This window comes from Haladaptatus sp. DYSN1, from assembly GCF_029489995.1.
Taxonomy (GTDB): domain Archaea; phylum Halobacteriota; class Halobacteria; order Halobacteriales; family Halococcaceae; genus QDMS2.
The window spans coordinates 2983135-3004792 of sequence record NZ_CP120470.1 but is presented as its reverse complement, the minus strand read 5'-3'; the positions used below and the strand labels follow the sequence as shown (position 1 = coordinate 3004792).

21 protein-coding genes and 2 pseudogenes are annotated in these 21658 nt (G+C 63.6%); 11 read left to right on the top strand and 12 right to left on the bottom strand.

The genetic code is table 11. From position 1 onward, the window contains the following. Positions 1–3: 3 nt before the first annotated feature. Positions 4–813, top strand: a pseudogene (locus P0648_RS16265) (aldehyde ferredoxin oxidoreductase C-terminal domain-containing protein); the annotation flags it as partial. On the opposite strand, the gene P0648_RS16260 reads toward P0648_RS16265, so the two are convergent. From P0648_RS16260 to P0648_RS16235, 6 genes and pseudogenes are all read right to left on the bottom strand, one after another. After that, on the bottom strand, positions 810–1826 hold the full coding sequence (locus P0648_RS16260; protein ID WP_277504806.1) for a BtrH N-terminal domain-containing protein: 1017 nt from the start codon (positions 1824–1826) through the stop codon (positions 810–812). The pseudogene P0648_RS16265 and the gene P0648_RS16260 overlap by 4 nt on opposite strands. A gap of 131 nt (positions 1827–1957) precedes the next feature. Further along, positions 1958–3732, bottom strand: a pseudogene (locus P0648_RS16255) (nitrite/sulfite reductase). A gap of 243 nt (positions 3733–3975) precedes the next feature. After that, positions 3976–4614 carry a molybdenum cofactor guanylyltransferase gene (locus P0648_RS16250; protein ID WP_276246252.1) on the bottom strand — a complete coding sequence of 213 codons (639 nt, stop codon included), beginning with the start codon at positions 4612–4614 and terminating at the stop codon, positions 3976–3978. Between the two features lie 15 nt (positions 4615–4629). Further along, positions 4630–5913, bottom strand: coding sequence for an MFS transporter (locus P0648_RS16245; RefSeq protein WP_369685109.1), 1284 nt, complete (start codon positions 5911–5913; stop codon positions 4630–4632). Positions 5914–5915: 2 nt separating this feature from the next. Beyond that, positions 5916–7997 (bottom strand): assimilatory nitrate reductase NasA, encoded by a 2082-nt coding sequence (nasA, locus tag P0648_RS16240; protein ID WP_277504803.1) that lies wholly within the window; start codon positions 7995–7997, stop codon positions 5916–5918. Between the two features lie 356 nt (positions 7998–8353). Then, positions 8354–9490 carry a thiolase family protein gene (locus tag P0648_RS16235; RefSeq protein ID WP_277504801.1) on the bottom strand — a complete coding sequence of 379 codons (1137 nt, stop codon included), beginning with the start codon at positions 9488–9490 and terminating at the stop codon, positions 8354–8356. 117 nt (positions 9491–9607) lie between these two features. Between P0648_RS16235 and P0648_RS16230 the strand changes: the two genes are divergently transcribed. Then, on the top strand, positions 9608–10975 hold the full coding sequence (locus P0648_RS16230) for an ATP-binding protein (RefSeq protein WP_276246255.1): 1368 nt from the start codon (positions 9608–9610) through the stop codon (positions 10973–10975). After that, entirely contained in the window at positions 10975–11799 is an 825-nt protein-coding gene (locus P0648_RS16225) for an MBL fold metallo-hydrolase (RefSeq protein ID WP_277504799.1), read from the top strand. The genes P0648_RS16230 and P0648_RS16225 overlap by 1 nt, the downstream gene beginning before the upstream one ends. Here the strand turns inward: P0648_RS16225 and P0648_RS16220 are convergent. The 6 genes from P0648_RS16220 to P0648_RS16195 form a co-directional block, all read right to left on the bottom strand. Next, a complete protein-coding gene (locus P0648_RS16220) occupies positions 11794–12759 on the bottom strand; it encodes a DUF5787 family protein (RefSeq protein ID WP_276246257.1) in 966 nt (321 codons plus the stop codon). The genes P0648_RS16225 and P0648_RS16220 overlap by 6 nt on opposite strands. A gap of 322 nt (positions 12760–13081) precedes the next feature. After that, positions 13082–13765: a haloacid dehalogenase type II gene (locus P0648_RS16215; protein ID WP_276246258.1), complete on the bottom strand. Its 684-nt coding sequence runs from the start codon at positions 13763–13765 to the stop codon at positions 13082–13084. Positions 13766–13803: 38 nt separating this feature from the next. Further along, entirely contained in the window at positions 13804–14049 is a 246-nt protein-coding gene (locus tag P0648_RS16210; protein ID WP_276246259.1) for a hypothetical protein, read from the bottom strand. A gap of 109 nt (positions 14050–14158) precedes the next feature. Further along, positions 14159–15070: a helix-turn-helix domain-containing protein gene (locus tag P0648_RS16205; RefSeq protein WP_277504797.1), complete on the bottom strand. Its 912-nt coding sequence runs from the start codon at positions 15068–15070 to the stop codon at positions 14159–14161. 65 nt (positions 15071–15135) lie between these two features. Continuing rightward, a complete protein-coding gene (locus tag P0648_RS16200; protein ID WP_277504796.1) occupies positions 15136–15402 on the bottom strand; it encodes a hypothetical protein in 267 nt (88 codons plus the stop codon). 99 nt (positions 15403–15501) lie between these two features. After that, positions 15502–16419, bottom strand: coding sequence for a helix-turn-helix transcriptional regulator (locus P0648_RS16195; RefSeq protein ID WP_277504795.1), 918 nt, complete (start codon positions 16417–16419; stop codon positions 15502–15504). A 174-nt stretch (positions 16420–16593) separates the two neighbouring features. Between P0648_RS16195 and P0648_RS16190 the strand changes: the two genes are divergently transcribed. From P0648_RS16190 to P0648_RS16155, 8 genes are all read left to right on the top strand, one after another. Next, positions 16594–17826 (top strand): translation initiation factor IF-2 subunit gamma, encoded by a 1233-nt coding sequence (locus P0648_RS16190; protein WP_276246263.1) that lies wholly within the window; start codon positions 16594–16596, stop codon positions 17824–17826. 19 nt (positions 17827–17845) lie between these two features. Continuing rightward, on the top strand, positions 17846–18214 hold the full coding sequence (locus P0648_RS16185; protein ID WP_369685074.1) for a twitching motility protein PilT: 369 nt from the start codon (positions 17846–17848) through the stop codon (positions 18212–18214). Positions 18215–18216: 2 nt separating this feature from the next. Next, positions 18217–18786: a DNA-directed RNA polymerase gene (locus P0648_RS16180; protein WP_276246265.1), complete on the top strand. Its 570-nt coding sequence runs from the start codon at positions 18217–18219 to the stop codon at positions 18784–18786. A 2-nt stretch (positions 18787–18788) separates the two neighbouring features. After that, positions 18789–18989: a transcription elongation factor subunit Spt4 gene (spt4, locus tag P0648_RS16175; protein ID WP_276246266.1), complete on the top strand. Its 201-nt coding sequence runs from the start codon at positions 18789–18791 to the stop codon at positions 18987–18989. Beyond that, positions 18989–19540: a GTP-dependent dephospho-CoA kinase family protein gene (locus tag P0648_RS16170; RefSeq protein WP_277504791.1), complete on the top strand. Its 552-nt coding sequence runs from the start codon at positions 18989–18991 to the stop codon at positions 19538–19540. The genes spt4 and P0648_RS16170 overlap by 1 nt, the downstream gene beginning before the upstream one ends. Positions 19541–19603: 63 nt before the next feature. Then, a complete protein-coding gene (locus P0648_RS16165; protein ID WP_276246268.1) occupies positions 19604–19921 on the top strand; it encodes a 30S ribosomal protein S24e in 318 nt (105 codons plus the stop codon). Beyond that, positions 19922–20056, top strand: a complete 135-nt coding sequence (locus P0648_RS16160; RefSeq protein ID WP_276246269.1) for a 30S ribosomal protein S27ae — start codon at positions 19922–19924, stop codon at positions 20054–20056. A 3-nt stretch (positions 20057–20059) separates the two neighbouring features. Next, the gene (locus P0648_RS16155) at positions 20060–21637 is read left to right on the top strand and encodes a bifunctional N(6)-L-threonylcarbamoyladenine synthase/serine/threonine protein kinase (RefSeq protein WP_277504790.1); all 1578 of its coding nucleotides are present in this window, start codon (positions 20060–20062) and stop codon (positions 21635–21637) included. Positions 21638–21658: the final 21 nt, after the last annotated feature.

Genomic DNA, 21658 nt, shown 5'->3' with positions numbered 1-21658 from the left:
GGCGACGAGGAAAGCGGCCTCGAAACCGAGGGGCCGGAGTACGAGACGGTGATGGCGTTCGGGTCGAACGCGCTCGTGGACGACGTGGTGGACGTGATGAAGTCGAACGACCTCTGTAACAAACTCGGGATGGACACCATCTCGTGTGGCGACGCCGTCTCCGCCTACCTCGCCGCCCACGACGAGTTCGGCAACGTCGACCTCATCCACGAACTCGTCGAGAAAATCGCCTACCGCGAGGATGAAGGCGACATGCTGGCGGAAGGCATCGCCCGGTTCCACGAGGAACTCGGCGTCGAAAACTGGACCATGAAAGGCATGGAGTTCTCGGCCCACGACGGGCGTACGCTGAACGGTCAGGGTCTCTCGTTCGCGACGGCGAACCGCGGGGCAGACCACATGTACGCCGAAATGTACAACCTCGAATACCCGCTCGTTGCGCCGCCACAGGCGCTCGACCCGGACGGCCTCGACGGCAAACCAGCGGTGCTCGTCGAACACGAGAACCTGAACGCCCTGAAGGACGCGGGCGTCCTCTGTAAGTTCGGGTCGTCGTTCATGAAGGAAGAACGCTACGAGAAACTGTTCGACGCGAGTTACGCTGCCCTCCTCGAAGTGGGCGACCGCATCGTCACGCTCGAACGCCACTTCAACAACAAGCGCGGCTTCGACCGGACTGACGACGACGCGCTGCCCTACGAACTGGACGGGTTCGACGAGGCACTCTCCGAGTACTACGAACTCCGAGGTTGGTCGGACGACGGCGTCGTGCCCGACGCGAATGTGGGAGACACGCCTGCTGCGGCCGATTAGACCAGCGATTCGAGGTCGGTCAACAGGGATTCTTCTTTCGTCGCTATCGCTGAGACAGCGTCGCCAATCTCCGTGAGCTGCGCTCGCAGGTCGGCTTCGTCCTCGGCTTTGCTCGCGGCTTTCAACTGCTCGCCGACCGCCGTCCAGTCGGCGGCAATCTGGCGCATGCGCTCACCGTGCGAGTCGTCGAGTTCGGGAACCTGCTCGGCCATCGACGCGAGGAACGCGGCGTAGAGCCGTCGGAAGGTGCCGCCACCCGTGCCGCGGCGTTCGACGTTCTGGTAGGCGAACCGCGCTGTCCACGTGATTTCCCGGAACGCTCCGAGGTCGGGAAACCCGGGGAGTTCGTCCGCAAACCGGCGGATGCCGGGCAGACCGTGAGCTGTATTCACCCCGCCGAGCGACCACGGCGCGGATTCGGGGTCCTGCATGTAGGCTGCCGTCGTTCGAATCGCCTGTCGCATCGCTTGCTCGATGCTCGCTCGCGGCTCGGGGTCCGTGACGACGATGTGTCGTCGGGCGAGCGAAACCATCGCCTGCGAGGTCCACGCTTCGTCGAACTGCTCGCGAGAGAGCGTCTGCACCTCGTCGAACTCGCTATCCGAAATCTGCACGCTCTCGTCGTCGTAGCCTACGAGGAGGACGGTGTGTGGCGAGAAGTGGGTGTCCGTGTTGTAGTAATCGAGGTAGAATAAATCCACGAAGCACATGACGGGGTCGCCACCGTCGATGGCGGCCTCGACGGCGGCCCACGCTTCCTCGTGGCTCTGCCCCTCACGCTCCTCGTGGGGAATATCGAGGTTAGCGAAGAAGGCCGATTCGAGCCACACTGGACGGCCGAAAAAGGCGCGATACGGTGGCTCATCGGTGATGAAGTAGGTAAAGCCGAGGCCGGAGGCGAGGCCGAAGCACTCGGCCTCTGAGAGGCCCCAGCCGTAGAAATCGGAGAGATTGCGAAGCGAGGTAGACCCGCAGTGGTGTCCGGTTTCGTGGGTGTAGCCGGAGAGGTGCATACGTCGCGTTTTCGGCGGGCAAGCGATAACGATTGTGACCCGATCAGTCGACTTCGGGGTCGGCCTCGAAGAGTTCGGGGGCCACGTCAGCGGAGACGTGCTGTAGGGCCGATGGACGGTCACGAGTCGCGTCAGTCATCGGCGGAGAGCGGCGTCCCGTCGTGGGCCGTCGGAGCGGGACTTTCACCGGTGGCAAAGGGGTACCACGACTGTTTTGCGTCGGTCAGACATGGGTCCTTGTAAGTCGTTTCTTCGGGTTCACAGAGTTCGACGATGGCCTCTGGCCCGGTCGCCTCGACCCACTCACGAAACGACTGCCCCTCCTCGCGGAGGGCGGCGAACGACTCCATCAAGTTCTTGATGGCGCCGGGAATCTCGTCTGCGGGGATGCGCTGGCGCACCCACTCGACGAACGAGGGTTCCGCACCGATGCCGCCACCGACGCCGAGGTCCATCGCTTCGACCATCTCCCCATCTTTCCGAGCACGCATCCCGAGCAAGCCGATGTCGGCAGTGTTCGCCTGTCCGCAGTCGGCCGTACACCCCGAGTAGTGGATGTGGACGTTTTCCACGTCGTCGGGCAGCGAGACGTTGTCTCGAAGCCACCGCAGTAGCCGGGCCGTCCGCGCCTTCGTCTCGGTCAGCGCGAGCGAACAGAACTCCGTGCCGGTACACGCGATGGCACCGCGCTGGAATGGATTCGGCTCGGGGTGTGCTTCGCGAGGAGCGGGTCGCCGAGGAGGTCGTTGAGTGCGCTCTTCGGCACGTCCATGATGAGCGGGTTCTGCCGGCGAGTCAGGCGTACCTCACCGCTACCGTACTCGTCTGCGAGGTTGGCGAGTGCGAGGGCATCGTCCGCAGTGAGTCGACCGACGGCTACGCTCAAGCCGACGTAGTAACGCCCGTCTGCCTGCTCGTGGACGCCAACGTGATCTGCCTTCCCCTCACTCGGTGGTTTCCCGGCGTTGTACGTGTACGCTTCTCTGATGTCTGTCCCCGCTGTCTTGAGCGGGCCATCGACGTACTCGGCTTCGAGCAGGTCACGAATCTTCTCTGTGCCCCACTCGGTGACGAAGAACCGACTGCGATTTTTCGAGCGAACCTCCCGATTGCCGTGGTCGTGGTACAGTTCGACGAAGCCGCGGACTACGTCGTAGGCCTCCTCGGGGGTGACGAACACGTCGAGTGGCTGAGCCACCTTCGGTTTGCGACCGCCGAGACCGCCGCCGATGCGGACGTTAAAGCCCATCACCGGTTTGCCGTCCTCCTCCTCCTCCTTCCGGGCGGGTTCGAGGCCGATGTCGTTGATGCTGTCCTGGGCACAGCCCTCCCGACAACCGGTGATGCTGATGTTGAACTTCCGGGGCATATTCGCGAGCGAGTTGTCGGTTCTGAGTTCCGTCCGAACCCGTTCGAGAATCGACTTGGTCTCGACGAGCTCGTGGGTGTCTTTTCCGGCGACCGGACACCCAGAGATGTTTCGCATCGTATCGCCCCCCGACGAGCGCGTCGAGACGCCTGCCGCCTCCAGTCGCTCCCAGATGGCGGGCACGTCTTCGAGCTTCATCCAGTGAAGCTGAATCGATTGTCGGGTGGTAAGGTCGAGCCAGCCGTTACCGAACTCGGGGTTCGAGACCGGACCCGTCGAGAAGTCGCGGGCCACCTCGGCGATAGCCCGCAGTTGCCCGGGTTCGAGTCGCCCGTTCGCGTTCGTCAGTCGCATCATGAAATAGCTCTCCTGGCCCCGCCGCTGATGGAATAGCCCCCAGAACTTGAACCGGGTGAACCACGCGTCGCGTTCGTCATCGGGAATCGAGTCCCAGCCAGTTTCAGCGAACGAGAGGAGTTCCTCACGCACGTCGTCTCCGTACAGACCGTCCTTCCAGTGTTCTTTTTTGTGTACCATGTTTATTTCCCAAACGAATGTCTATTTTTGAATCTGATTGTTCGACATTCGGCTCTATTTTTCCTGTCAGGATGTGCGCAACGAGACTATTTAATGCTAATCGTTGAAATAATAAATTTAATAGTGTCTTTAGTTGTCGGATGGCCAGTTTAATAGTGAATAAGGGTTGTATAAGGATGTATTCTGTCTACTTTCTGGACGAATATGTGTTCGCACGTCTACTAATATTTTGAATCAATGACATTATCGGTTTGGCACGTTCGGGCGGTTCGCGCGGGCAATCGCGCCTCGCAGATCGGCGTGGGTATTGACGTTCGTGAAGGCGTCTCGTCCGGCGTGGGCCGTGGCTTCGCGTTCCGGAATCACGACCGGGTCGAGCAGTGCAACCAGGTCGTAGAGACTGCCGTCTCGCTCCCGAACCACCTCCGTGCAAACCGATTCGGCAGCCCGGACGTGTACGACCGCCGGAAACGGCGTGATGTGGTCACGAAAGCGAGTGACAGTCCCCGTCTTTGTGTCCGCTCGCGAGAACAGGAAGTCGAGAAATCCAGCGGAAAGAAACGGCATATCACAGGGCACGGCTGCCGCGTACTTCGCCTTCGTCGCTCGCAGACCGGTTCGGATGCCGGCCACCGGTCCACGGTCTGGAACGCGGTCGACGGCGAAGCGCACGACGTGGTCGGCGAGGGCTGACTCGATAGCCTCTCGTTGGGCCCGCCGACAGTTGACGACGACCTCGTCGACCGCCGGCGCGACCGCTTCCACGACGTGCCAGATGAGCGGTTTACCGAGCAGGGACGCCAACGCCTTGTCCTGGTTCTCGAACCGGGCGGACCGCCCGCCGGCGAGGACGATTCCGGCGCGTCCCGTATCCGCTTTCATCGAGGGATGCTCCGTTCAGTCATCGCTCGAACCAAAGCCACCGAATCCATCGACGTGGGCACGCTCTGCGATGACGGGCCGGGCGACGTAGGCGTTGAGCAGGACGATTGGCACCATGATGGTGGCCACGATGATGTAGCCGCCGTGGATGGCGCCGACCGACGCCGCGTAGGAGTAGACGAGCGGGAATCCGATACCGCCGAACGTCCCAATGCCGCCGACGATGCCCGCTGCCGCCCCGGAGTTGTTCGGGAACATCGCGGGAACCTGCGCGAAGATGGCTCCTTCGCTGAACGCACAGGCCACGCCGACGAGGAACCCGACGGCCACCGTGAGCAGGACGCTCCCCGTTTGCCCTGCGAGCGTGAGCGCGCCGAGCGAGACAACGATGGCGCTCAGGCAGACGACCGTCCACTGTTCGCGGTAGCGACCGGTGAAGACGGGGAGGACGTTGCGTTCGGTTCTGACCACCCAGTCGCTGACGAACCCGCCGATGGGCCGTAAGAGGCCGGCGGCGAGCGAGAACGTAGCCGCAAATGTACTCGCCACCACGAGATTCGAGCCGAACCCTTCCCGGAAGTAGGTGGGAAGCCACCCGTTCATCGAGATCTCGAGGCCGAAGCTCATCACGTAGCCAAGCGCGAGGGCGATGACGCCGTAGCGGGTCGCCGTGTGGGCGACGGCTTCGAGGGTGGCCGCCTCACGGTTCTTCGTGGCACGTTCCTCGGTGGCGGCGTCCTGGCCGAGCACGTAGTAGGTGACCGCCATCACGAGGGCGACGATGCCGGTATAGAAGAACGCGGCACGCCAACCGGTGTCGAACAGGGGGCCACTCCAACCGTCGAACAGCCGTGGGAGGATGAGTGCCCCGCCTGCCGCGCCGGCGTTGCCGATGCCGGCGTAGACGCCCTCCGCGGTCCCGAGTTGTTCTTCGGGGAACCATTGGGCGACGTGCTGGATGCCGACGACGAAGGTGATGCCCGCGGAAGCGACGACGAGTCGTTCGATGAAGAGTACCTCGTAGCTGGTGGCGAAGGCGCTCGCGATGCTGAATACACCCACGTAGCCAAGGACAATGGCGAATACCGTCGGCGCACCGTAGCGGTCAGAGAGCCATCCTGTGAGCATACGACCGGGCGGGGCGGTCCAGATGGCCGCGCTCGCGAGGATGCCGAGGTCGGTGAGGGAGAGGCCGAACTCGTCGGCGATGGCCCCGGTAAACGGGGCGAAAGAGAACCAGATGAGAAACGAGAGGTTGAACGCCGCCGTGGCGAGCACGAGCGTCCGCCACTTGGTCATCCTCATCTGCGTCCCTCCGGCGAGGAGATGGCTGCCTTCTCGTGGAGCGCGGCAGACGGCGCGGAAAGGGCCACTGCACACTGTTTGTAGTTCGGTTCGTTCGATCGCGGGTCTCTCGCGGCGATGGTCAGCTCGTTGGTCATCGGATGGTGAATCGGGAGCCAGACGAGTCCAACAGGGATGGCATCGTCCCGTTCGACCCGCGCCGGAATCGCACCCCGGCGCGAGGTGAGCACTGTCTGGTCGTCAGTAATCTGGTTATCGTACGTTCCTGCGGTGGCCGGGTTGATGCGCATTCGAACGGGCGCACCGTCGCCGTCGCGCGACCGGACACCGGTGTTGTAGCCGTCGGGCTCGCGGCCCGTCGTCAACACGAGGGGGTAGTCGTCGCTCGCTGGTTCGGGAAGTGCAGCGGGAAGAGTGGCGGAAAATCGTGCCTTCCCCGACGGGGTCGGAAATCGCCACTGGCCGTCTGCGTAGTACCGATAGCCACCCGAAGATTCCGCGTCGGGCGCGGGCCAGCGCACGGCCAACTCGGCGTTCAGCCGGTCGTAACTGATGCCCGAGCAATCGGCGTTCGTCCCCGCGGTGAGAGCGCGGAACTCGTCGAACACGGCGAACGGCTCGGGGCGGTGGCTCGGGAACACAGATGGTGCGAGACGCGCACCGACTCCGGCGATGATATCGCGGTCGGAGCGAACCCCGGACGGGGTATCCGTCGCCGGGCGCACCCGCGAAACGGTCCGTTCCATGTTCATGGCGGTGCCGTCTGATTCTCCCCACGTCGCCGCTGGCAGCACCACGTCTGCGTACTCGACCGTCTCCGAGCGAAAGGCGTCCTGGACGACGAGAAACGTCTCCTCGAACGCTCGACGTGCGGCCGACGCATCTGGCAATCCAGCGACGGGGTTGGTCGCCACAGTCCAGAGGACCGACGGCGCTGTCTCCACGATACCGACCGGGCCGGGACCGCTCTCTGCGGGCAACCGTGAGACTGGGACGCCCCAGTGGTCGGCGACGGTTTGTCGCTCGTCGGGGTCCTCGTACGACCGCTGGCCGGGCCAGGACCCCTTCGAGGAACAGACGCGCGTTCCCATCGAGTTGGCCTGTCCGGTGAGCGAGAACGGTCCGGTTCCCGGGCCGAGATTTCCGGTGGCGAGACAGAGGTCGACGAGTGCACCGGAGGTGGCCGTCCCCCGAACGCTCTGGTTGACCCCCATCCCCCAGTAGATGAGCGTGTCGCGTTCGAGTGCGGCAGCGAGTCGCGCCACGACTGCTTCGGAGACGCCCGCCTTCTTCGCCGCCGCCGCGACGGTCGGCAATCGGGCCACCAGCGCGTCGAATCCACTCGTGTGCGCCTCGATGAACGCCCGGTCCACGCGATTGGTTTCGACGAGGGAGGCAAGGACGGCGCGGGCGAGTGCCTCGTCGCCGCCGGGAGTGAGCTGGACGTGGCAGTCGGCCTGTGTCGCAGTCTTCGTCCGGACAGGATCGACGACCAGCAGTTCGCTGTCGTCGGCGCGGGCAGACGTGTAAATCCACCTGAACATGACAGGGTGGGCGACCGCGGGGTTGGCCCCCCAGACGATGTGCGACGACGCCTTGGGGATGTCGTCGTACGTTGGCGGTGGCGCGTCGCTCCCGAAGGCATCATAATAGGCGGTTACGGCGCTCGCCATGCACAGCGTGGTGTTCGCGTCGTAGTTGCGCGTCCCGACCACGCCCCGAGCGAGTTTTCCGAGGAGGTAGGCCGCCTCGTTGGTCTGCTGGCCACTGCCGAGAATCGCCACGTCGTCAGGCTGCGTGGCCATCGCGTCCTCAATGGCCGTCGAAACTCGGGTGAGGGCGGCTTCCCATGTCGTCCGAACGAGCTCGCCGTCCTTGCGGACGAGGGGTCTCGTCAGCCAGTCACCCCCGGGATTCGCTGTCTCGCGAATACCTCGGCCACAGGCGAGACCTCTGTTCACCGGGTGGTTCGCGTCGCCTCGCACCGAATCGATGCCGTAACCGATATCCGCTCCGACCTGAAGGTGGCCACACCCAACGGCACACCGCATGCACGTCGTGGGAACGGGGTCGCTCACACGGCCACCTCCGATTGACCAAACAGACTAATCCTACGTTCGTCGAACAACAGTAAAAATTCCGTTAACCCATTTCGATATTGCATGCTTTAGCGTGACTGATTCGAGTAATAAAACGATAACTGTTGAAAAAAGAATTTTCTGATGAATTTTTAGAGACGTGTGTCTGGTTTATAATGAACTTTAAACTCCTAAGTCACATATTCCGTCCAGATAATTGGATATTTTCTGGATGAATGCAACAAAATACTTTGGCCAACGTCCGTGTACATCTCTATGCGCGAACTCGAATCTGCGCACGAACTTCGGTGAAAAACGACTCGGCCGAGCACTGGGTGCTCACAGGGGTCGTCGCTCTATCGGCTGAACTCGATAGCGGCCCCTTGGCCAAAGCCGACGCACAGCGTCGCGAGCCCGTTCTCTGCGTCCTGCTCGATCATCTCGTGGATGAGGGTGACCGGGAGGCGTGCGCCACTCGCGCCGAGTGGGTGGCCGATGGCGATTGCGCCGCCGTTTACGTTGAGTTTCTCCTGGTCGATGCCGAGTTCGTTCGCGGAGTAGACACACTGGCTCGCGAACGCCTCGTTGATTTCGTAGAGGTCGTAGTCCTCGATGTCGGTGCCCGAGCGTTCGAGCAGGCCGCGGGTCGCCGGAACGGGGCCGATGCCCATCACGGTCGGGTCGACGCCGGCGACGTTGTTGTTGCCGACTTCGGCGAGGATGTCGAGGTCGCGTTCCTCTGCGAAGGCCTTCGAGGTGACGAGCAGGGCTGCTGCGCCGTCAGAAATCTGGGAGGCGTTGCCGGGGGTGACGGTGCCGTCTGCTTTGAAGACGGTCGGGAGGCCAGCGAGTTTCTCCGCGGTCGTGCCGGGGCGGAGACCCTCGTCTTTGGTGATTTTCTCCTCGCCGTTGTCGATTGGGACGATTTCGTCCTCGAAGCGGCCGGATTCAGTTGCCTCGACGGCGCGCTGCTGGCTGCGTGCGGCGAACTCGTCTTGCGTCTCGCGGGAGATGTCGTACTCCTCTGCGACCTTTTCTGCGGTCATGCCCATCTGGAGTTCGGCGACGTTGTACACCTCGTTCATGCGTGGGTGGGTTTTGTGGGTGTTGCCGCCCATCTCGACGCGGGACATGTTCTCGACGCCGCCCGCGATGATGGCGTCGCGCTGGCCGGCGCGGATGGCGTCGGAGGCGGAGATGAGCGCCTGCATCGAGGAGGCACACCAGCGGTTGATGGTCGTCGCGGGGACGGATTCGCCGAGTTCCGAGAGGAGCGCGATGACGCGGGCGACGTTGTTGCCCTGTTCGTCGCGCTGCTGGGCACAGCCCCACATCAGGTCGTCGATGTCCTCGCCTGCGAGGTTCGTTCGGGCGAGAATTTCGTTGATGAGCGGAATCGAGAGGTCCTCAGAGCGAACGTCTGCGAACACGCCACCGTCTTTCCCTTGCGGGGTTCGGACAGCCTGGACGATGACGGGAGTGTTGTCTGCCATGGCTGTCTCTAGAGGACCGGTGCGTGTTAAACCCACTCGAACCCACATGGCTAGCACCGAGAGTTTATTCGGCCTGTTCGACGGTCTTATGCCACTCCCACTCTTATTCCCCCGAGAATGAGCAGCCCGGAGCTTGACGTCGTTGAGTTCTTGTTGACGACACATCTCTACAACCAAGACCGCGACCGCGATGAGAACGACCTGCCGCCCCGATATCGCCGGGTTTTCTGGGGCGAGGATGGCATCGAACGACCGCTTCCCTCGACCACGAAGAAGGCCGCCGCGGCCACGGGCGTCGAACACCCCTGGGAAGCCGTCTCGGGGTTGATGTTCACGGACTTCGACGACTTCAATCAGGTCATCAAACTCACCGAGGCCGACCTCGCGAAGCAGTGGTATCTCGACCGTGCCGACCCAGAGCGCATCATGGGCGTCCCGACGCTCACCGCCGCCTTCGCCGAGGAAGTCGAGGACCTCGATTACGACCGCGCTCGCGCCGAGAATCGACCACTGCGTGCCGACCGCGTCTGGATTGACAGCCTGTTAGAGGAGTACTTCGACAGCGAGGAAGAAGAGGAGATGCTCGACCTCGTGGACGTGCTCGCGCCCGAGGAAATCGAGATGAGCTTAGACGACCTCGTCCTCACCGAGGACCAGGAGGGCGAGATTCTGAAAATCATGAAGGCCATCGAGCATCGCGACTACCTCGCCCAGATTGGCCTCCGCGAAATCGGGAAACTCCTCTATGTCGGCCCGCCCGGAACCGGGAAGACGACGACGGCACGCGCTCTCGCCCACGAACTCGACCTGCCGTTCGTCGAGGTGAAACTGTCGATGATTACGAGCCAGTATCTCGGTGAGACGGCAAAGAACGTCGAGAAAACGTTCGAGGTCGCAAAACGCCTCTCGCCGTGTATCCTGTTCATGGACGAGTTCGACTTCGTGGCGAAAACCCGCGCGTCGGACGAGCACGCGGCCATCAAGCGCGCCGTGAACACCCTGCTCAAGTCCATCGACAACATCAGCCTGGTGCAGGACGACGTACTTCTCATTGGGGCGACGAACCACCCCGACCAACTCGACGCGGCGGCGTGGCGACGCTTCGACGAAATCGTCAACTTCCCGAAGCCGGACCACCAGATGCGCTCTGACATTCTCTGGGTCATCACCCGGAACATGGAAATCGTGGATTTCGACCCCGGCGAAGTTGCAGACCTCACCGAGGGGCTGACCGGCAGCGACCTTCGTCTCGTGATGCGCGAAGCCGTGCTCGAAGCACTCACCGAAGAGCGGATGGTGCTCACCCAGCAGGACCTTCTCGACGCGATTACCGACTTCGAGGAACGTGATACGCTGAAGGACCTGGACATGATGAACGGCGACCACGACGCGCTCATCGCGGGCGGGAGCGACTTGCCCGGCGGCTCCGACGACGGCCACGATCACGACCACGACGACCACGATCACGACCACAGTCACGACTGATGCAGGTCACGCTCCTCGGGACGGGTGACACGACGGGGACGCCCACGCCGAACTGCGACTGTGACACCTGCGTCGAAGCCCGGGAGCGTGGCGTCCACCGCAGCCGATTTTCCGTCCACATTCACAACGAACGCACCGAGGAGACGCTGCTCGTCGATGTGAGCCCCGACTTTCGCCACCAGTTTCTCACGAACGACGTGCCGCTCCCCGACGCGGCGCTCATCACCCACATCCACTTCGACCACGTCGACGGCCTCGGCAACGTCTATCGCCTGCTCTCTGACCTCCCCGTGTACGCCGCAGACGAGACGGACCCAGTCACCGGCGAGAGCGTCGCCGAAACGATTCGGGACAAATTCGACTACCTGAGCGCCATCACCGTCTGCGACTTCTCGCCGTTCGAAACTCGGAGGATTTGCGGCCTCGACGTGACGCTCGTGCCGGTTGACCACCCGCCGCTGCTCTGCTACGGACTCACCGTCAAAGACCCGGAGACCGGCGCGAAACTCTCGATTTCCGGTGATACGAGCTTCGAACTGCCCGACGACTCACGAGAACTGCTCAAAAACCCGGACCTCCTGCTCGCCGACGGCATCGTCCCGGGCCACCTCTCCGAGTACCACCCCGCCGGCGGAAGCCACCACGACGCAGATGGCACCGCCCGAACCTTCGGGACGAAACACATGACTCGCGAAGGCGCGATTGCTCTCGGCGAGGAACTGAACGCCTCAATCACTCGCCTCGTGCACATCGCCCACTACTATCCCGTCGAAGAAGCGTTCGAAGACCCGCTCGCCGTAGACGGCGAGCAGTATCAGCTATAGAAATCGGTCGAGGCCGCTCTGTTTTCGCGGGCCACTCGGGTTCGCGACCCACGGTGTCCGCCCGTCGCGGATGGCTGTGATGTCTACTGCGGGCGGGTCGGCCGGTTCGTAGCCGGGACACGCCGGCCCGCACGCTTCTGCCGGATTGACGATTGCATCTTTCCACTCGCAGTAGGGGATGCCATCGGCTCCTGCAACCACCGTCGTCGCCCCGTGGACACACGCCGGAAGGTCGAAACTTCGCCAGCCTTTGCCATACGCGCGCTCGGCCATCCGGCGGCGGAGTCGGGCCTTTTCTTCGGGCGTCGCGACGCGCATGTCGGTCCGCCCGGCGAACTCGTCGACGATGTCTACGCCCGACGCAGACGGGTCAAGCGGGGTCGGTTCCCGCACGACTTCGAGCCCCCCCGTTTCGGGTCGAAACCGCCAGACACCGACTTCTGCGGGGATGCGGTTCAGGTGCGCCCGTGTCACGTAGGATTCAGTGGCGAGAATCACCTCGTCGAACACGCCGAGAGAGACGTCTTTTCGCAACTGGAGTTCCAAATCGCCCGGCACGGAGAGGTCTGGTTTGTTCTCGATGCCGACGACCTTCCCGAACCAGTCGTCGGGATAGCGCGCCGTCTGGCGGACGTAGAGGCGTGACCCCCGGCGCACGCGCTCGAAGAAACCGATGTCGATGGCGCGCTCTGCGACGCTCCGTGCCCGCTCTGGGTGCATATCGAAGCAGTTGCGGTAGTATTTGGCCTGCCCGACGCCCGCACTGCTCTCGATGGCCGCGTCGGGAATCTCGTGGGGTGTAATCGACGCCCGGGCGTCGAACTCGGGGCCGGGTTGGACGCAGACGATGTCCATGATGCGCCGCCCGTGGACGCTCGCGCCCAGTTGGCGGGCGATAATTTGCGCTCGCTCGCGCTCGAGCTGGGCGCACAGGGCCACCTCGAACGCGAATTCAGACACGTATGAAGGGTGGTGTTGGTGGCTGAAAAACCTCGTGCTAGATGGAGTTTTGTGTGGGTATTCTGGAGCTGTGTCACACGGGGCTTCCAACACCTCGAAAGCCCCCGACTTCTCGACGGCTGCACCTCGCTGCGCGCTTCGCTCGCCGAGAAGTCGGCCCCTTTCAGTCCCACCCACGTGGTTTGCCTCCCCGCTCTACGGGCCGGGAAGCGCGTCTCGTCGCGCGACCCGGGGGAGGGCAGGCATGCTATCTCTCATTGTGGCTCGTGATTCGTGCGGTCTTGGACCACTCACGAACTTCTCCCGAGCAACTTCGACCCTCCTAAACACCCAGCTCGTCAGCCAGGTCGTAAAACGTCTCAATCGTCAGGTCAGGCTCTCCGCCGAACGTCTCGTAGGGCGTGCCCTTCCTATCCACCCACACGCCTTGCATCCCGGCGTGCTGTGCGCCCATCACGTCGAACCAGCCGGCCGAAACGTGGGCGATCTCTTTTATCGGGGTTCCCGTCCGCCCCGCCGCGTGGCGATAAATCTCGGCGTCCGGCTTGAACGTCTCTACCTCGTGGGCTGAAATCGTGTCGGCGAGGAGGTCCGTGATTCCGGCGTGTTTCACCATCGAGTCGAGCATCTCGGGGTTTCCATTCGAGACGACGTAGCAGTCGTAGCCGCCGTCTTGCAGGCGCTCTATCCCGTCGCGCACGTCGTCGAACACGTCGAGTTCGTGGTAGACGGCGAGGATTTCGTCGCGCTCGTCGGTGGAGATGTCCACGCCGTGGACGTCTAAGGCGTACTGGAGGGCGTCGCGGTTCATCTCGTAGAAGGGCTGGTAGGCGTCAACGAAGTTCGCGACCATCGTGTACTCGATGGAGCGCGCGCGCCACAATTTAGAAACGGGTTCGGGGTCCGCAACCCGGTCCGCGAGCGCCTGCTCTGCGGCGTCTACGTCGACAATTGTACTGTACGAATCGAAGGTGACGGTCGTAACCCGGGCCGCGTCGAATGCCATGTCAGTGGGTTGCGCGCCGGGTTACAGAACTGTTTCCCTCACCGGGTGAGGAGCGACCCCACGGCGAACGGGAGCGCAAGCAAGCCGGCGACGCCACCGACCCACAGCGCCACGAACAGGGCTGGTGCGGGCAGGAGGGCCGTCGCCGCCACCGCGAGCGCGGCGAGTGCCGCGAACGCGAGGGTCACGAACAGCAGCGTGACGAGTGCGTCTGCGGCGGCGTCAGTGGGCGTTCTCGGGCCGAGTCGGGCGGCGGATGACAGGTGCGGGTTGGTTGCAGCCATGGGCTTCTTCCTCAGATAAAGAAAGGAGCCACGGCACCTTATATGATTCCTGAATTACATTTCTGTAAACGGGTGGACTGAACTGCGTTTCTGGAAGAAATGTGATAGTTCAGGCGGTCGTCCGCGAGTCGGCGGGTGCGGTGGCGGGGAACGTCTCTACGTCCGTCACGCGCAGGTCGCCGTCGAGGGTGACGCGCAGTTCCTCGTCGTCGAGCGGAATCGTGACCTGAATCGACCACGGGTCTTCGGAGACGATGGTGGTGTGGTTGTCGGAGACGCACCAGTCGAACTCCCAGTACGGCGTCGCACAGAGGTCGATGCCGTGATTTCGATGGAAGGTAACCACGTCCGACTGGTCGAGCAGTTTCAGCCCCACCGCAGAGCTAATCTGGTGGTTGCACTGCGCGCAGGTCAGCTCGACGCAGACCTCGCCCGCGAAGTCGGCGTCCTCGGCCCGTCTGAGGGTGGTCTCCATCCGCCCGGTACACTCGGGGCAGACGCCGTCGGCAGCGAGACAGTGGAGGTGGCGCACGCGCTGGTTGAACGCGGCCATGATCTCTTCGCGGGTGCGGTCGTTCAGGCCGCCCGGCGGGAAGGAGTAGCGAGAGTGAAATCGCCCGCAGACGGTGCAGTCGATGGTGATTTGTTCGTCGGCATAGGCGGCCTGTAGCCCGCCGCCGCAGTCGGCACACGACCCGGAAATCCCGAACGAGGGTAGTTCCGGATCCTCGTTGAACGAGCCTTCGAGGACGGCGCGGACGACCTTCTTGCCCGCGTGGCGGAAGTCGTAGCCGTCGTCGGTTTTCTTCACGAAGTGACCGGTCAGCTTGCCGAGGTGGTAGTTGAATTGCGCGGAGTCGCGCATCCCGACCGACCGCCGGAGTTCCGAGAAACTGACGGGCCGCTCGGGAGCCGTCCAGAGCGCCTCCAGGATGGCGAGGCGCGTCTCGTTTGCGATGGTGGAGAACGCGTCGGCAGGGGCGAGACACTCCTCACAGTCCTGGATAGAGGATTCCTTCATTGTGGTAACAGTTGTGACCTTCCTGCAAAAAGGTTCAGTGAAAAAAATTTAGTATGCTTTTGTGATTACGTCTCGACCGCCGAAACGACGAGTTTGATGGCCGCGAACGGGACGAGCACGAGGGCGCTCACGAGGCCGACCATCCCGAGGACGAACAGCGCGGGGCCGGGGAGGAGCGAACTGACACCCACGGTCAGGACCGCGAGGGCGGTGGCGATGGCGAGTAGGATGACCCCAGCGCGGAGGTACTCGCTGAGGCGCTCTGCGGCCGTTCGAGCGGGTCTGCGGTAGGCGTACTGTGCGGCAGACAGGGTGCGAGTGTCGGTCTTCATGGACAGGTGAACGGAGGCGTTCGGGGTTAAAAAGAGTAATCTGAATTACATTTCTGTAAGCGACGATACTGAAGTCTGTTTCTGTCGAAAATCGGATAATTACTCGCGCCGGTAGGACTTCGCCCGCTCGACGGCGACGACGTCGAAGGTGTCGTCGAGGGTGACGCGCAGTTCCTCGGCTTCGAGGCTGATGTCGACGCGTGCCATCCACGGGTCGTCCTGGATGACGGTCGTGTGCTCGTCGCCGACGCACCACGGCAGTTCCCAGTAGGGAATGGTTCTGAGGTCGATGCCGTGGTCGCGGTAGAAACTCACCACGTCGGGCTGGTCGAGCAGGGTCATCCCGACGGCGGCGATGGCGCTCGCGTCGCACTGGACGCAGCGGTGGCTCACGGCGATTTCGAGTTCCGGCAGGCAGTGTTCGCCATCGACGATTTTCGAGCCCATCGAACTGCCACACTCGGGGCAGACGCCGTTGGCGGCGAGGCCGTAGAGGTGGCGCACCCACCGATTGTAGCCCGCCATCAACTCGTCGCGGGTGCGCCCGTAGATGCCCGCTGGCGGGTAGGGGTAGGCGCTGTGCACGCGGTCGCAGGCCGGACAGGCCACAGTCAAGTGTTCGCGCTCGTAGGTCGCCACGAGCGTCTCGCCACAGGAGACGCACGTTCCGGGGAGCGGGAACGCGTCGATGCTCACGTCGTCGGTGAACATCCCCGAGATGAGGGTGCGCATCACGCGCTTGCCGGCGAACGTGAGGTCGTAGCCGTCGTCCGATTTCTTGACGAAGCGGTCGAGCAACTGGCGCAGGTGGTAGTTGAACTGCGCCGAATCCTTCATGCCGACCGCGCGATGCAGGTCCGAGAACGTCACGGGTCGCATCTCTGCGGCCCACAGCGCCTCTAAGATGGCCAGCCGCGTCTCGTTCGAGATGACGGCGAACACCTCTGCGGGCGCGGTTTTCGGCGTCGCCGAGAGTGGCACGACGGGTGCATCGCCCGGCGTGGGATGTGAAGACATACCTCCTGTATGCCGCGAGGGGGCTAAGCCCTTCCCTGAAGGAATCTTCAGTAGGCCTGGAAAAACCCACAGCAGGCGGAGGGGCGCTCTGGGCCGCCCTCGCGCGGGGTGTGGGGCGAGAACAGTAGGTTTATGCGTCGCTCGGGGTGACTACTCTGTAAGATTACTCTCGAAATGACAGGGAAACATCAACAACCGGAGGTGAACATCGGACTCGTCGGTCACGTCGACCACGGAAAGACGACGCTCGTGCGAGCGCTCTCGGGGGAGTGGACGGACCAGCACTCGGAGGAGATGAAACGCGGTATCTCCATCCGCCTCGGCTACGCCGACGCGACGTTCCGCAAGTGTCCCGGTGTCGAAGCGCCGGCGTGTTACACCGTCGACGAAGAGTGCGAAGACGGCACGGAGAGCGAACCGCTTCGCACCGTCTCGTTCGTGGACGCGCCCGGCCACGAGACGCTCATGGCGACGATGCTCTCCGGAGCAGCCATCATGGACGGCGCGGTGTTGCTCGTGAGCGCCACCTCGCCCGTGCCACAGGCACAGACCGAAGAGCACCTGATGGCCCTCGACATCATCGGCATCGACAACATCGTCATCGCCCAAAACAAGGTCGACCTCGTCGACGCAGAGCAGGCCCGCGAGAACTACAAGCAGATAAAAGAGTTCACGAAGGGCACGGTCGCAGAGGACGCTCCCGTCGTCCCCATCAGCGCCCAACAGGAGGTCAACTTAGACCTGCTCATCCAGGCCATCGAAGAGGAGATTCCGACCCCAGATCGCGACCCGAGCGACGATGCCCGACTGCACATCGCCCGCAGTTTCGACATCAACCGCCCGGGGACGACCTGGGAGAACCTGACCGGTGGCGTCATCGGCGGGTCGCTCGTCGCGGGCGGTCTCGAAACCGACCAGGACATCGAAATCCGCCCCGGCCGCGAGGTCGAAGAGGGCGGCAAGACCGAGTGGCGACCGATTACGACGAACGTCCGTTCCATCCAGGCGGGTGGGCAGTCGGTCGATTCGGCCACGCCCGGTGGCCTGCTCGGCGTCGGTACTGGCCTCGACCCAAGCCTCACGAAAGGCGACGGACTCGCCGGCCAGATTGCAGGGCCACCAGGGTCGCTGCCACCGACGCGTGAAGCCTTCGAGATGACGGTGGACCTCTTAGACCGCGTCGTCGGCGACGACGAGGACACCGTCGACGAGATTTCGACCGGCGAACCGCTCATGATGACGGTCGGGACGGCCACCACCGTCGGTGCCGTCACGAGCGCCCGAGACGGCGAATGTGAAGTTCGCTTAAAGCGCCCGGTCTGCGCCGCAGCAGGCGCGAAAGTCGCCATCAACCGCCGTGTCGGCGCGCGCTGGCGACTCATCGGCGTCGGCACGATTACGGAGTAGGATGGCGGTGACGGTGCTCATGGACGCGAACGCCCTGATGATGCCGGTCGAACTCGACGTGCGCGTGTTCGACGAACTCGACCGGTTGCTCGGCGTGGTCGACCTCGTGACACCCGAAGCGGTCGTAGCCGAGTTGGAGAAACTCGCTGCGGGCGCGAGTCGCGAGGCGGTCGCCGCGAGCGTCGGAGCGGACCTCGCCCGCGAGCGCTGTCGCACCCTCACACACGATGCATCGTATGCGGACGACGCGATCGTCGAACTCGCCGACGACGGTGAGTGCGACTACGTCGTCACGAACGACGGACCCCTGAAACGGCGGTTGCTGGCCGCTGGCGTACCAGTAATTGGTATAAGGGGCCGGAACAAACTGGCAATCACTCGACCATAAGTATGTACAAACGGGTCAGACTCAAGGACACAGTCGAGGTGCCACCGAAGCACCTCGCGGACGTGTCTCCACAACTGGTAAAGCAGCTGTTACAGGACAAACTCGAAGGGCGGATGGACGAAGACGTGGGCAGCATCGTCAGCGTGACGAAGGTCCACGAAATCGGCGACGGCGCGGTCATCCCGAACAAGCCCGGCGTCTACTACGAAGCGGATTTCGACGCCCTCACCTACGACCCACAGATGCAGGAAGTCGTAGACGGCGAAGTCGTCGAAGTCGTCAACTTCGGCGCGTTCGTCGGCATCGGTCCCGTGGACGGGCTGCTCCACGTCTCACAGATTTCAGACGAATACCTCGCGTTCGACGAGGAGGGGCAGCAACTCGCCTCCCGCGAGTCCAACCGCGCCCTCGGCGTGGGCGACTCGGTTCGCGCCCGCATCGTCACGAAGAGCATCGACGAGCGCAACCCACGCGACAGCAAAATCGGCCTCACGGCCAAGCAGGTCGGCCTCGGCAAACACGGCTGGCTGAAAGAGGAACGCGAACGCCGGCAGGCCGCCGCGGGTGAGTAGACATGGCGAAAAAGCGCAAAGTGTGTCGCGACTGCCACCGCGTCCTCGAAGTCTCGGACGGTGACGTCTGTCCGGACTGTGGGTCTACGAGCCTCACCGAGGACTGGGCGGGCTACGTCGTCATCGCCCATCCCGAGAAGAGCGACATCGCCAAAGAGATGGGCGTCACCTCGCCCGGCGCCTACGCACTGAAGGTTCGATAGTGACCGACGACGCCGTCCTCACGCTCCCCGACGATTTGCGGTCGGCGTTCAAAGACCCGCTCGGACCGCTGTTTACCGACCCGGACGAACTCCTCCAGCAGGCAGGCCGCCCGATTATCGCCGTCGGCGACATCGTCACCTACCACCTGACGCAGGCGGGCGTCGTCCCCGACGTGGCCGTCATCGACGGCAAGACCAAGCGCAAAGCCGTAGACGAGGCCATCTCCGAGGCCATCGGCGGATACGACCGTCGTCTCACGTCGGTCAACCCGGCCGCGACGCTCACCGAGGAGTTGCTCTCGGTGCTGCGGGAGGCCATTGACGCGCCGGAGACCGTCGTCATCGTCGTCGAGGGCGAAGAGGACCTCGCGACGCTGCCGGCCATCGTCGCCGCCCCGGAGGGGGCAAGCGTGGTTTACGGCCAACCCGACGCGGGCATGGTGCTCGTCACCGTGACGCCGGAGGTCCGCCATCGCATGTTTTCGCTGCTCGAAGCGATGGCGGGCGACCACGAAGCGGCGTGGACAGCCCTCGGCGTTGACGCAGAATAGGCCGCCAGTCCCTTCGAAATCCTTTTAGCCGGTTCGCCGCCAAATCCCTGTAACTGAGTTACCATGGACATTACCATCCTCGAAGAATCGGAAAATCCGATGCTTCACCGAACGGACGTTCGCTTCGAAATCATCCACGACGAGGCCACGCCGTCGCGCCTTTCGGTCCGCGACAGCCTCGCCGCGAAACTGAACAAAGACGCCTCGGAAGTCGTCGTCCGCAAGATGGACACGAAGTTCGGCATGCGCAAGACCCGCGGCGTCGCGAAGGTCTACGACAGCTCCGAGTTCGCCCGTGAGGTCGAACAGAAGCACATGCTAGAACGCAACAAGATTCTCGCAGACGGCGAGGACGCAGACGCCGAGGCGGAGGAAGCGTAGATGGCCCGTCACGAACTCTACAACGAAGACGGCACGACCGACCGCGAGATGTGCCCAGAGTGTGGCGACGCATTCCTCGCAGAGCACAGTGACCGCTTCCACTGCGGCCGCTGTGGCTACACCGAGTGGAAATAGGGGATGCGCGTACTCGGTATCGAGGGGACCGCGTGGGCGGCGAGCGCGGCGATTCACGACACCGAGACCGATTCAACTGTTATCGTCTCAGACCCCTACCAACCAGCGACGGGTGGGATTCACCCGCGCGAGGCCGCAGAACACATGGCCAGTGCCATCCCTCGCGTCGTCTCCGAGGTCCTTGACGAGGCAGCGGGCCCCGTCAACTACGTCGCCTTCTCTCGGGGACCGGGACTCGGCCCGTGTCTCAGAATCGTCGGTACGGCCGCCCGGTCGCTCGCACAGGCACTCGACGTTCCGCTCGTCGGCGTCAACCACATGGTGGCTCACCTGGAAATCGGCCGCCACCAGTCGGGATTCGACTCGCCGGTCTGTCTGAACGCGAGCGGCGCGAACGCCCACCTCCTCGGCTTCCACAACGGGCGCTATCAGGTGCTCGGCGAGACGATGGACACCGGCGTCGGCAACGCAATCGACAAGTTCTCTCGGCACGTCGGCTGGTCGCATCCCGGCGGCCCGAAAGTCGAAAAGTACGCCGAGGGCGGGGAACTCATCGACCTGCCCTACGTCGTCAAGGGAATGGACTTCTCGTTTTCCGGCATCATGAGTGCGGCCAAACAGGCCTACGACGACGGCGCGTCTGTCGAGGACGTCTGTTTCTCGCTGCAAGAGAACATCTTCGGGATGCTCACCGAAGTCGCAGAGCGCGCGCTCTCGCTCACCGGAAGCGACGAACTCGTCCTCGGGGGTGGGGTCGCCCAGAACGCCCGCCTTCAGGAGATGTTGCGGACGATGTGCGAGGAGCGGGACGCTGACTTCTACGCCCCCGAACCGCGCTTCCTGCGCGACAACGCCGGCATGATTGCGGTGCTCGGCGCGACGATGGCGCAAGCAGGCGACACCATCGCCGTCGCGGAGTCGGCGGTCAACCCCGACTTCCGCCCGGACCAGGTGCCCGTCACCTGGCGCGAGGACGAGAGCGTCGCCGTCGTTGGCGAGGCCGGACGTGAACTGGTCGGCGCGGAGGCCACCGTCACCGTCGAAGGTAACCAGGTCGTGAAACGCCGCCTGCCCAAGACGTATCGCCATCCCGAGTTGGACGCCCACCTCCGCAAGACTCGCACCGTTCAGGAGGCGCGTCTGTTCAGCGAGGCGCGAAAACACGGCGTCCCGACGCCCGTCGTCTACGACGTGGACGTCCGCGAGGGCGCGCTCACGCTCGAATTCGTCGGCGAGAAGGATTTGAGTGCGGACCTCACCGCCGCGCGCGTTCGGGACGTGGGCCGCCACCTCGCCGCGCTCCATCGGGCGGGATTCGTCCACGGCGACCCGACGACACGCAACGTCCGCGTCGGCGAGTTCACCTACCTCATCGACTTCGGCCTCGGGTTCTACACCGACCACGTCGAGGACTACGCGATGGACCTCCACGTCTTCCACCAGAGTCTGACGGGGACGGCGAGCGACCCAGAACCGCTGCGCGACGCGGTAGAGGCCGGCTATCGCGAGGCGGGCGACGAGCGCGTCCTGCGCCAACTCCGGGAAATCGAGGGTCGCGGGCGGTATCAGGAAAGCCACTAATTCCTTAACCCTCCCCTTCGT